This window comes from Hymenobacter siberiensis (genome assembly GCF_018967845.1).
Lineage (GTDB): Bacteria > Bacteroidota > Bacteroidia > Cytophagales > Hymenobacteraceae > Hymenobacter > Hymenobacter siberiensis.
Window position 1 is genome coordinate 38,764 of sequence record NZ_JAHLZZ010000003.1, and the last position, 12,019, is coordinate 50,782.

General features: G+C 58.6%; 9 protein-coding genes. 5 read left to right on the plus strand and 4 right to left on the minus strand.

Features of this window, described 5'->3' with window-relative positions:
- Positions 1-275: 275 nt before the first annotated feature.
- The 4 genes from KQ661_RS21520 to KQ661_RS23235 form a co-directional block, all read right to left on the minus strand.
- A complete protein-coding gene (locus tag KQ661_RS21520) occupies positions 276-1,910 on the minus strand; it encodes a peptidase dimerization domain-containing protein (RefSeq protein WP_216728101.1) in 1,635 nt (544 codons plus the stop codon).
- Positions 1,911-2,163: 253 nt separating this feature from the next.
- On the minus strand, positions 2,164-3,351 hold the full coding sequence (locus KQ661_RS21525; RefSeq protein ID WP_317196168.1) for a M1 family aminopeptidase: 1,188 nt from the start codon (positions 3,349-3,351) through the stop codon (positions 2,164-2,166).
- A 295-nt stretch (positions 3,352-3,646) separates the two neighbouring features.
- Positions 3,647-4,780: a type II toxin-antitoxin system HipA family toxin gene (locus KQ661_RS21530; protein ID WP_235727367.1), complete on the minus strand. Its 1,134-nt coding sequence runs from the start codon at positions 4,778-4,780 to the stop codon at positions 3,647-3,649.
- A gap of 164 nt (positions 4,781-4,944) precedes the next feature.
- Positions 4,945-5,088 carry a hypothetical protein gene (locus KQ661_RS23235; protein ID WP_394369656.1) on the minus strand — a complete coding sequence of 48 codons (144 nt, stop codon included), beginning with the start codon at positions 5,086-5,088 and terminating at the stop codon, positions 4,945-4,947.
- A gap of 283 nt (positions 5,089-5,371) precedes the next feature.
- Here KQ661_RS23235 and KQ661_RS21535 point away from each other — a divergent pair, with 283 nt between their 5' ends.
- From KQ661_RS21535 to KQ661_RS21555, 5 genes are all read left to right on the plus strand, one after another.
- A complete protein-coding gene (locus KQ661_RS21535) occupies positions 5,372-6,151 on the plus strand; it encodes a ParA family protein (protein WP_216690972.1) in 780 nt (259 codons plus the stop codon).
- Positions 6,152-6,248: 97 nt separating this feature from the next.
- On the plus strand, positions 6,249-6,596 hold the full coding sequence (locus KQ661_RS21540; protein ID WP_216728103.1) for a hypothetical protein: 348 nt from the start codon (positions 6,249-6,251) through the stop codon (positions 6,594-6,596).
- Positions 6,597-7,104: 508 nt separating this feature from the next.
- Entirely contained in the window at positions 7,105-8,271 is a 1,167-nt protein-coding gene (locus KQ661_RS21545) for a replication initiation protein (protein ID WP_216690974.1), read from the plus strand.
- A gap of 549 nt (positions 8,272-8,820) precedes the next feature.
- Positions 8,821-9,369 carry a hypothetical protein gene (locus KQ661_RS21550; protein ID WP_216728104.1) on the plus strand — a complete coding sequence of 183 codons (549 nt, stop codon included), beginning with the start codon at positions 8,821-8,823 and terminating at the stop codon, positions 9,367-9,369.
- Between the two features lie 167 nt (positions 9,370-9,536).
- On the plus strand, positions 9,537-12,019 hold a 2,483-nt coding region (locus tag KQ661_RS21555), incomplete at its 3' end, for a beta strand repeat-containing protein (RefSeq protein ID WP_216728105.1).

Sequence of the window (12,019 nt, forward strand, 5' to 3'; positions counted from 1 at the left end):
AAACGGCCATAAGACTGTACAACTTGTCCAAGTCCGTTCCTCCGACCGGCAACCGCAGCAAAGGTCCCGAAACAGTTCAGAAAACGTGTTCACCAATCAAAGTTCAGAAAAACCGGTCTGTTCAATTCGCAAACTGTACTTCGCTGGCGACCCATTGGGCGATGTTTTCAGCTCGCAGTGGCCCACACAAGTAGCCATTTTCCTTAACGTGCTATATTCTCCGTTTCCTGAGAGCACCCCTTGTTCAAAAACAACAGTATTGCTGCGGGGAATCGTTATTCCAGGGTGCCCGCTTTGGGCGCCGGCCGCACGGTGGGGTAGGCAATACCCAGCTGCTCCAGGTAGGTTTTATACTTGGCCGGGTTGTAGTAGAACTTCGTCATCTGTGGCCGGTACTGGGCCATAATGCCCTGGTTGAGGGTGATGGCAGGCTTGTCCGTGGCCGAAATTAGCGGCGTATACTTGGTGTCCTTGGTTTGCACGTCGTTGAAGTAGGCCCAGGCCTCTTTGAGGAGTTCGGGTTTCACCAGCAGGTCGAGCAGGGTTAGGGCCTCGGCTTTGGCGCCGGCCGTCACGCCTTTGTGGGCAATGGGGGTGGCCATGGCAATGGCGTTGGCCCAGTGGTGGCCGGGCAAGCCGGGGATGTTGGCGGGGTAGCGCAGCACGACCGTGGGCACGCTCCAGGAAATATCGCCGATGTCGTCCGAGCCGCCGAAGGTGGTCGTTGTGGGGCCCTTGAGCGTGTCGAGGCGGGTGGCCAGCCCGTCGATGGGACGGTTGAGGCCATCCATTTTGGGAGCTTTCGTTTCGGCCTGCGCGGCGCGAGCCAGTACCTGGTCGGCCGCGCTCCATTGGGGCAAGCCCACGCGCCGGATGTTCTGGTACATGGCCTGGGCAATGGCCTTGTTCAAGTGGATGGGCCAGGCGCTGCCCAGCACCTCATGGGTCACGGTGGTCTTGGTCATTAGCGTGGCGCCCTCGGCCATTTTCAGGGCGTCGGCGTACATCTCCCGGATTTTGGGGTCGGTGCGCTCGCGCAGGTAGTACCACACCGCCGCCTTCGACGGCACCACGTTGGGCTGGTCGCCGCCGTCGGTAATGACGTAGTGCGAGCGCTGGTTCACGTCCATGTGTTCGCGGTGGAAGTTCCAGCCCACGTCCATCAGCTCCACGGCGTCGAGGGCGCTGCGGCCGCGCCAGGGATTCACGCCCGCGTGCGCCGCCTGCCCCTCGAACAGGAACTTGACCGATACCGCGCCGGTGTAGCCACTGTCGCCCCACGACACGCTTAGGTTGTCGCCCACGTGGGTGAAGATGCAGGCGTCTACATTCTTGAAGTAGCCGTCGCGCACGTAGTAGGCCTTGGTGCCGAGCAGCTCCTCGGCGGCGCCGGGCCAGAGCATGAGCGTACCCGGCAGTTTCTCCCGCTCCATAATTTTCTTAAGAGCCAGCACCGCCGTGATGTTGAGCGGTATGCCCGAGTTGTGGCCTTCGCCGTGGCCCGGCGCGCCCTCGATGATGGGGTCGTGGTAGGCCACGCCCGGCTTTTGGGAGGCCTTGGGAATGCAGTCGATGTCGCTGCCGATGGCAATGACCGGCTTGCCCGACCCCCAGGTGGCCGTCCAGGCCGTGGGCACGCCGGCAATGCCGGTCTGGATGACGAAGCCGTTTTTCTTCAGAATGCCGGTGAGGTAGCGCGAGGTTTCCGTCTCCTGAAAGCCGAGTTCGCCGAAGCTGAACACCATGTCCACCATCTGCTGGGTGGCTTTTTGCTGCTTATCAATTTCCCCGATGAGCTCCTGCTTCAGGGCTTCGAGCTTGGCGGGTGGCAGGGTGTCCTGAGCCAGGGTGGTGCGCGGGGCCAGCACCAGCCCGGTCAGCAGGCCCAGAAAAGCAAAAAGACGGGTCATTTGAAAAATGGGGAAAAGAATAAATTTTGTACTCATAATCAGATAGTTCTGCGTTTTGGAGCCGGAATATACGCAGGATGTACAGATAGTTGTCTGACACCCTGGATGGAGCGGCGAATGCGTGACGTGATATCGGTTGCGGAAAGGCAACCCTCCATTGCTTGAACCATCGTGCTGCCGGTGGGCGTCTTGCCCCGCAAGGGCTCCTGGAGGGTATTTAGCGGCTTCCGCCCATGGGCTTCGGCTCCGGCTGTTACCGGGGGCTGCCCGTATTTTGGGCCGCCGACTGCATGGGGTTGGGCGCGGCGGCTTGCTGCTGCTCGAACAGCTCGAAGCGGGAAGCGGCCGGCTGGCGGGGGAAGGCGTTGTTGCTCAAATCCGTATCGGCCGTTTGCTGGAAGGGGTCGAGCACGAAGCTGACCACGGACTGCTGGGTCACGATGATTTTGGTGACCTGCGCGTTGTTCTTACGCCAGATTTCGGTCGGAATGGTCTGGACTTCCTTCGAGTTGTCGGCGTAGGTGAGTTGCACAATCACGGGCATCACCAACCCGCCCACGTTGCGCAGGGCCAGTTCATAGAAGTACTGCGGCCCGCCCAGCCGCTTTTGCTGCTCGGGCGAGAGCGCGGCCAAGTAGGCTCGGTAGCGTTGCTGGTCGGCGGGCGTCACGGCCAGCGGGTCGAAGCCGTTGTAGAAGTCCTTAAGCTCGGGTTTCTCCTCCACCAGGGTCTGGGCGATGTCCTGGGCATTGCGCTGGGCAGAAATGGAAGGCGCGGCGGCGGCCGGGGCCTGCTGCTGGCGGGCCTTTTCCACGACTGGATTGCCCGTGGCGGGCTGGTAGACCTTCACCGATTCGAGGGCCAGGTCGCAGCGGTCGGTGGTGTAGAACCAGCCGCGCCAGAACCAGTCCAGGTCCATGGCCGAGGCGTCCTCCATCGTGCGGAAAAAGTCGGCGGGGGCGGGGTGCTTGTAGGCCCAGCGCTGGGCATAGGTCTTAAACGCGTGGTCGAACAGCTCACGGCCCATCACCGTTTCGCGCAGGATGTTCAGGGCCGTGGCCGGCTTGGCGTATGCATTGTTGCCGAACTGCAGGGCCGATTCTGAATTGGTCATGATGGACGACTGCAGGCTTTTGTCGGTGCGCATGTACTCCACAATGCTGGCGGGCTCGCCTAAGCGGGAGGGGAAGTTGCGCTCCCACTCCTGCTCGGCGAGGTACTTCAGGAAGCTGTTCAGGCCCTCGTCCAGCCAGCTCCACTGCCGCTCGTCGGAGTTCATAATCATGGGAAAGAAGTTGTGGCCCACTTCGTGGATAATCACCCCAATCATGCCGTATTTGGTCCGGCCCGAGTAGGTGCCGTCCTTCTCGGGCCGGCCGCCGTTGAAGCACAGCATAGGGTACTCCATGCCGCCGATGGGGCCGTGCACCGAAATGGCCACCGGGTATTCGTACGGGATGGTGCGCCTGGAATACGACCGGATACTGGCCTTGGTTAAAAGTTTGGTACGGATGTTACATGACGGGTCTGTACATCCACGCCTGGGTATCCAAAAAGCCGTCAGAAGCAGCCATTGGGTACTTTGATAACGAATACAGGTTTCGGACACCGCATTTTGCCAGGCGAAGAACAGGCGGGGACAGAAGGGTAACTGGTACCGGAAAACGCCCGTTTTTGTGCTCCATACTTGTTTATCAATTCGATAGCTGAACTGATGTAACATCCGTACCAAACTTTTAACCGAGGCCCACCTTGGCCATTACCAATTCGGCCTGCGGAAGGGCCAGCCGAAAGAAGGGCGCAACCTCCAGGGCCAGTTGCAAGTCCAGCGCATTCTCCGTTTCCGAAATATTGAGGGTTAATCCCCGCCCGTACGGCATCGGATTGAGGTCGTAGGCGGGGGAAAGCCGCCAGCCTTGCGCCGTGAGCAGGAAGCCATGGTTGCGCAAATGGTCGTCGGTATTGGCCACGCAAATATTGAACACGATGCGCCGCCACAGTTCGGTCAAGTCCTCTTCCACTTGGGCGCCTTGCCGCATCAGAAAAGCCGCCAGTTCCAGGTAACTCGCGCCGTCTTGATGGTCGGTGCCATCCTGATAGCCGAGCAACGTCATCGCCGAAGAAAAGTGCACCCGCTCGTGGGTCGCGGTTCGGTCGAAGCGTGCCGATAGGTAGGTGTGGTGCCGACTGCCGAACCGCTGCGCTTGGCCGCGGGCCACCGTCAGGCCGGCTTGTTGCGCTAAGGTATTGACCACGGCCTCCCAGGCGCCCACATCGTGCGTATCCTGGCCACTGGGAAACTTGGCCATCCAGAGCTGGCCCTGCTCGTTCACCACGCTGGCCTTGGGCCGGGCGCCGCCCAGCGAAGAGCCCGGTGCCAACAGCAACAGCAGCCACTTCAAGTAGTCTGGGTCCTGGGCGGCATCAATGCGCTCCAGTTGCAGGCTGGCGTACTCCAGCTCACGTAACGAGGTCCACGGGGGAGCGGCCATAGCCCGGTTGTCGTTTAGAAACGGACCGTCGGGGCTTCGCTTAAACCGTAGCCCACCCATGCGGTGCCCATCGAAAACACCCAGCAAGTAGTCGGACTCCAGTAGGGGCTCCGCCCGGCGGCCTTCCTGGCGGGCCAGGGCGGCTTCCCCTCGCCGCATGAGAAGCCGCCCCCACCGGTCGGGCGTCGAATCCAGAAACAACCCGAAATTGCTTTTTTCTTCGGCCAGGTACTGCGGCCCAGTGTAAAACTGCAATGCTGGATCCAGCAGTTGGGCGGGCGCGGTGGCCAGCCAGCTGCTGGCGTAGGCAAACGAAAACACCTCCTGCCCCCGCACCGGTGTGGCCAGCAGCTCGCCCATTAACGCGGGCGCGGCCAACCCCTACCAATGGGCGTAAACGGCGATTCGCTTTCGGTCGATTGACTTTGCCATGAATCAACGGTCAGGGGAGTGTTTGGGCGCGCGCTCCTTTACCAGCAAGTCCGCATCCTGCAGCTTCCGGCCCAGCACGTCATTTTCGGCCAGCCGCAGCACGGTTTTTTCTAACCCCAGCACAAAGAGGACCTGCACATAGGCCCCATATTCACGCGCGCGCTTCCTTTCTCAATCGCCAGCAGCGTGGGCCGGCTAATGGCTGCTCGCTCCGCTACGCGAGCAGCGCTCAGCTTCCGACGCAGCCGCGCCAAGCGAATCTGCTCCCCTACGATGGACAGTTACTTTTGAAGTTGGGGGAGTAAAACAATAGACTCTTTAGCCATCACAACACCAAATATACATTACATATGTAGTCAATATTGTCAATTTTATTTAACACTATTGCCTCATTTATAGTAATAATGAGCATTGCTTCATGCTTACCGGCTGCATGTGCAACATGATATTCTCTATGCATATCGTATGCATAGAGAATATCATGTTGCACATGCAGCCGGTATTCCCGACATTTGACCCAGACCATTCCCGCGACTCATGCAAGTACTCACGATTGCCAACCGAAAGGGCGGCGTAGGCAAAACCACTTCGGCTTGGGCGATAGCGCATGCGCTAGCCAATCGGGGGTATCGGACACTTCTTGTGGACTGCGACCCGCAACGTAATCTATCACTTATTCTTCCGCAGTTGCCAATCGACAAGCATATCGGGCTAGTCGCTAATGGCGAGGCTACCCTGGCGCAAGTCATGCAGCCAGTTGGGGCTCAGTTATGGCTGGTGCAGGCCACCGAAGCCATTGTGGCCGCTGAAAAGGTGCTCGGCACCCAGATGGACTACATCATGGTGCTGAAGAGCGCCCTGGATGGCCTTGAAGGAAAAATGGACTACGTGATTTTCGATACCAGTCCTTCGCCGCATTCGCCACTCGCCGCCGCCGCGCTTACTGCCTCGACCGCCACTTTCATTCCCGTGCATCCGGAGTATCTCAGTTACGAAGGGCTTACTTCATTGCTCGATGTGGTGGCTCGGGTTAAGAAGAGCTTCAACCCCGACTTGCAAGTCGGGGGCCTGTTCCTGACGCGGTACTCATCCACCTACCGCAAGCGCCTGCACCACGAGTTTGTGGATATGCTACGGCAACACGAAGTACTGGGCCCATTGCTCATGCAGACAACCATTCGGGAAAATGTAGCCCTGGCCGAAGCCCAGGTCAACCGCCAGAGTTTGCAGGAGTATGCGCCTACCAGCAATGCCTTTGAGGATTACGAAAACCTGACCACCGAAATCCTGGAAAGGTTAGCTGCATCGGGCACATAATATGCACTGCATGCATCGTATGCATGATACATACAGTGCATATTATGTGCCCGATGCATATTCAATAATTGAAACTAAGTAATTATAAGTCAATTCGATGAAAAAGCCCTCTTCCAAATTTGGCCTCGCCGCTCTGGTATCACAGCCAGCCGGGGCAATACCTAAGGGTTCCGTTGATGACTTGCTGTTTGCACCGGCAGCCACTTCCCCGGTGCCCGAGCCACCAATTATTGCGCCCAACTCAGCATTAGCAGCCAAAACACGGTTTACCAATACGCTTCCGACGTCAACCTACGTGCAGTTGCATAGACTGGCTTTTTGGGACCGCCGCGATATGAGCTCTATCATGGATGCCGCCTTGCAGGAGTATTTTGCGGCTCATCCGGATGCAGACAAGCCACTACCGGAACCAGAGCGGGTGAAACGGAAACTTCCTACCGGATAGCCATCAGCAACAACCCTATTTTTGTGGGGGTATAGGCATATCCCCACAAAAATAGGGTCATCACCAAATTGTCGAAAAGTGGCTTTGGAGTGTATTCAGAGGCTTTTTATTAAAAAAATGTTCCATATCCCCACAAAAATAGGGTCAGAGGCTCAGTGCTTTAACTGGCTTTTTTCCCCCTCAAAAAGTCAAGTCTTTTCAAAATCAAAAAAACTACTCAAGAACTAGTAGTTTACTTAGTTTATTACTATTATATAGTTTACGGGTGCCGTAACGCATTGATTTTCTTATTGTTGCAAGGGCATTTCCCCACAAAAATAGGGTCATACCCCCACAAAAATAGGGTCATACCCCCACAAAAATAGGGTCATACCCCCACAAAAATAGGGTCATTTGGTCTTGATACCCCCACAAAAATAGGGTCATACCCCCACATCATTAAAAACATGTGGGGAAATGCGGGATAGAAGACTATATTTGCCTGGTCTCAAATTTATCTTCATCTGCTATGGAGTCGGTTTCTGTCACAGTTCTACCGCTGGTAGTACAGCATAATGCACTGGTTAACGCGCGATTCAACATGTCGGCGTTGGAAATGCGGTTCTTCTTAGCCCTGCTGAGCCGCATTGGTCGGGACGATGACAGCTTTGCGGTGTGTGAGGTACCCGTACGGGAGATATGTTCCAGTAGCGCCAGCAATGCCATCTACAACGAGGTGCGCGAGATGGTGCGCAGCATTGGTACGCGTGCGCTTTTTATCGAGGCCCTGAGCCCAGATGGCAAGCGGGTGAAAGACCCGGATGTACTGACTTTACCCCTGATGGGCCGTGCTTACTACCGCCGCAAGACGGGAATGGTGGAGGCGAGCTTTAATGAGAATATCCGCCCATACCTGCTGGAGCTGCGCGATAATTTTACCAAGGCACAGCTTAGTCAGCTACTGAAGCTCAAGAGTCCCGTGTCGCACCGAATCTATTGGCTGCTTCGGGAGTACGCAGCATTTGGCAAGCGGGTGATTGGCTTGGCGGAACTGCGCAATGTGTTAGGGCTAACTACTGAATACCAAAACCGGTTCGACCACTTTCGGGACCGGGTATTAGACCGTGCCCAAATGGAACTGGCGCAAACAGACCTGCCCTTTACCTACGAAGTCATCAAGCAGGGGCGGGTCATTACTGAAATTCGCTTCTTATTTGCGCCAGCCGGAAGTGTTGCCCTTGCTTCAGCTGTTGAACCCACGGGCTGGGAAGCTAGCGTGTTGGCGGCAGGGGTAGGGGAGAAGAGTCTGCCTGCAATTCGCCTGCAGTTAGAGGGTGGAATGTATGACGAAGGATACATCAACTTCGTATTGCAGACTGTCCGAACGAAGGTGCTGCAAGGGAAGGTGAAAAAGGAGGGAGGCGCTGTTTTTAAAGCGCTTACGGAAGGCTACTTGCTAGAAGAGTACCGCAAGCAGATTGCTAAAGCACAAGTAAAAAAGCAGAAAAGCGCTAAAAAAAGCGTTGATAGTACAAGTGTAAGGCTTCGTTTGGAAGATGCTGAAGCTGCATATGAGACAATGCGGAAGAAAGGTAAAGCCCCCGTTTCATTTGCTGAAAATCTGGAGCAAACCTATCTAAGTCAAGGGTTTGTGTTGGTACAAAATGAGTCAGGAAATTGGTTAATTAAGGATTAACTACTCATTCAGGCAGGGTAGGATGAATTGCTGATAAAGCGCTACTGCAGTATTTTGAGATAAAGTTGAGGTATTACAACTGCTACCTGAACGGGAACGCATTAAACGAAAGTTGCCAACCGCTTAGCGAGTCAGAAACGTAGTCACTACAGTGTCTCTAAGTAGTGTAAACCTCAGACAATCAAATAGTGTAGTATAAAATAGTATAAGGGCGGTAACAGTGTTTGTGCTATTATTTGCTACCTGCGTTAATTATCCGGATAGGGGGGTTCTGGGAGCAACACAAGCTTCTTTCGAGCAGCTGGAGCAATACGTCGCGTAGCAGCAGGTACTAGCATTAATTTGATTGTCAGTAGGAGGAGGAGTGAGGTAAACCCAACTATTCGAACGATGATATTACAGATTTTCAAGTACTAAAATATCAAATTTACAAACTATTGCTGCTAGCTTTACAGGCCTTTGGGCTGCTTGGAAGTGATTGTTAAACAAGACAGTCGCTTCCAAGCAGCCCGCTTTGCGTTGGTCCTTACCCTGGTTTTTCGCACAAACATGAAATACTTCTTTACCCTACTCGTTTTGGGGTCAGCCTCCTACACGTTTGAAGCCGGCGCACAGGACCTGGCCAACGCCGGTGCGACCATCACCCTACAGGCCGGGGCCACGCTCTACGTGGGCACCGGCGGACTCCGCAACCAAGCTGGTACGCTCACCAACGCCGGTATTCTGCGCGTGGATGGTCCGCTGACCACCCCCGGCACGCTGCCCCTGAGCACGGGGGCGCTGGAAGTGAAGGGCGATTTCGCCAACACCGGCACGCTACTGCCCAGCACCAGCGCCCTCACCTTCAGTGGGACGGCTAACCAGGTGCTGCCCCCCCGGCGGGGCCACCCTCTACAAAGTGAGCGGGTTCTCGTTACAACGGGCCGAAAAATTACTATAAGCCACAAAGCATTGTTTGTCAGTGCGCTTTGCAAGCGTATCGAAAAACATTGGTTTTACGAAGAAAACAGTGATTGGCTAAAAAGTGAGCTTAAAAGGCATTGCATGCGCCTTTTATTGCCATCTCACGAATCAATGAGCCACCTCAGGCTAGCTTGATGAGAGACCGTTTACCGCAATTTATCGCCCCGTTGTAACGAAAAACCCATTGTGAGGGCAATACCTGCGCTTACTTCTGAGGCCGGTATTCACATATAACGTTATGGCACGTTTTTCTGGTCAGGAAGCGAACCCGAGGTATTGATCTGACCATTTTCTTTTTTGTCATGGAAAATATTTTCCGTCTTTTGCGGGGCGGGGCCGTGATGGTCCGGTCCGTTTGTTCGTGGGTGCTAGGGCTGGCGCTACTGCTGGCCGGCGCGGCGCAGGCCCAAACCTTTACCGTGACAGCCCGAAGCCCGGCCCGCAACGCGCGGGCGGCGGCGCTGGCCACGCCGGTGCGCGTGACGTTCTCGGCGGCGCTCGATGCGGCGACGTCGGGCAACATCCGGGTGTTTTCGCAGCAGTACCGGGGGCGGCGCACGGCCACGGCCAACACCAGCGGGGCCACGGCCACGCTCACGCCCACCGTCCCGGCCACGGGCTCGCAAGTAGCGGGCTTCAAACCAGGCGAAACGCTGTTCGTGACCGTGCCAACCAGCGTACAAAGCACAAGCGGCGCGGCGGCCGTCAGGCAGGTGTACCAGTTCACCACCGCCACCGGCGGCACCGGCCAGGGCCGTTTCACGGCACCGGCCACCAACGCCGACCCCGCCTTGGGCACCAATCCTTACAGCGTGGCGGTGGGCGACGTGGACGGCGACGGCGACCTGGACCTGCTCACGGCCAACCCCAACGGCACGGTTAGCGTGCGGCTCAACGACGGGACGGGCAATTTCACGGCCCCGGCCACCAACCCCAACCCCGCCGTGGGCAGCGGTCCTAGCAGCGTGGCAATGGGGGACGTGGACGGCGATGGCGACCTAGACCTGCTCACGGCCAACTTCGACGACGCCACGGTTAGCGTGCGGCTCAACGACGGGACGGGCAACTTCACGGCCCCGGCCACCAACCCCAACCCCGCCGTGCGCAGCTTTCCTATCAGCGTGGCGGTGGGCGACGTGGACGGCGACGGCGACCTGGACCTGCTCGTGGCCAACAATACCGACAGCGGCACGGTGAGCGTACGGCTCAACGACGGGAAAGGCAACTTCACGGCCCCGGCCACCAACCCCAACCCCGCCGTGGGCGCCAATCCTATGAGCGTGGCGGTGGGCGACGTGGACGGCGACGGCGACCTGGACCTGCTCACGGCCAACCGATTTGACAACACGGTGAGCGTGCGGCTCAACGACGGGACGGGCAATTTCACGGCCCCGGCCACCAACGCCAACCCCGCCGTGGGCAGCGGTCCTCGCAGCGTGGCGGTGGGGGACGTGGACGGCGACGGCGACCTGGACCTGCTCACGGCCAACTACGGCAGCAGCACGGTTAGCGTGCGGCTCAACGACGGGACGGGCAACTTCACGGCCCCGGCCACCAACCCCAACCCCGCCGTGGGCGCCAATCCTGTCAACGTGGCGGTGGGGGACGTGGACGGCGACGGCGACCTGGACCTGCTCACGGCCAACCTCAACAATAACACGGTGAGCGTGCGGCTCAACGACGGGACGGGCAACTTCACGGCCCCGGCCACCGACCCCAACCCCGCCGTGGGCGCCGAGCCTCGCAGCGTGGCGATGGGGGACGTGGACGGCGACGGCGACCTAGACCTGCTCACGGCCAACGGCAACGGCAACTCGGTGAGTGTGCGCTTGAACCAAGCACCGGTGCCCGCTATTACCAGCTTCACGCCCGGCAGCGGGCCGGCGGGCACAACGATTAGTCTGACGGGCACCGGCCTGACGGGGGCCACGGCCATCACCTTCAGCGGCACGAGCGGCAACGTGGTGACGACGGGCTTTACGGCGGTAAGCGGCACGAGCATCACCGGCGTGGTGGTTCCCGCCGGGGCCATTACCGGCCCGCTGACCGTGACCACGACCGGCGGCACGAGTGCGGCCAGCAGCACGAGTTTCACGGTGGTGCCTTTCACCATCAGTAGCACCAGCCCGGCCCGCAACGCGCGGGCGGCGGCGCTGGCCACGCCGGTGGGCGTGACGTTCTCGGCGGCGCTCGATGCGACGACGGCGGGCAACATCCGGGTGTTTTCGCAGCAGTACCGGGGGCGGCGCACGGCCACGGCCAACACCAGCGGGGCCACGGCCACGCTCACGCCCACCGTGCCAGCCACGGGCTCGCAAGTAGCGGGCTTCAAGCCAGGCGAAACGCTGTTCGTGACCGTGCCAACCAGCGTGCGCAGCACAAGCGGCGCGGAGGCCGTCAGGCAGGTGTACCAGTTCACCACCGCCACCAGCGACACCGGGGGGGGCAACTTCACGGCCCCGGCCACCAACCCCAACCCCGCCGTGGGCAGCGGTCCTCGCAGCGTGGCGGTGGGGGACGTGGACGGCGACGGCGACCTGGACCTGCTCACGGCCAACGACAACGGCACGGTGAGCGTGCGGCTCAACGACGGGACGGGCAATTTCACGGCCCCGGCCACCAACCCCAACCCCGCCGTGGGCAGCAGTCCTAGCAGCGTGGCAATGGGGGACGTGGACGGCGACGGCGACCTGGACCTGCTCACAGCCAACCAGAGTAGCAACACGGTGAGCGTGCGGCTCAACGACGGGACGGGCAACTTCACGGCCCCGGCCACCAACCCCAA

Excerpts from the sequence above, each read along its gene's own strand:
- KQ661_RS21520 (WP_216728101.1), bottom strand. The coding sequence starts at position 1,910 with ATGACCCGTCTTTTTGCTTTTCTGGGCCTGCTGACCGGGCTGGTGCTG.
- KQ661_RS21550 (WP_216728104.1), top strand. The coding sequence starts at position 8,821 with ATGAAATACTTCTTTACCCTACTCGTTTTGGGGTCAGCCTCCTACACG.
- KQ661_RS21535 (WP_216690972.1), top strand. The coding sequence starts at position 5,372 with ATGCAAGTACTCACGATTGCCAACCGAAAGGGCGGCGTAGGCAAAACC.
- KQ661_RS21545 (WP_216690974.1), top strand. The coding sequence starts at position 7,105 with ATGGAGTCGGTTTCTGTCACAGTTCTACCGCTGGTAGTACAGCATAAT.
- KQ661_RS21540 (WP_216728103.1), top strand. The coding sequence starts at position 6,249 with ATGAAAAAGCCCTCTTCCAAATTTGGCCTCGCCGCTCTGGTATCACAG.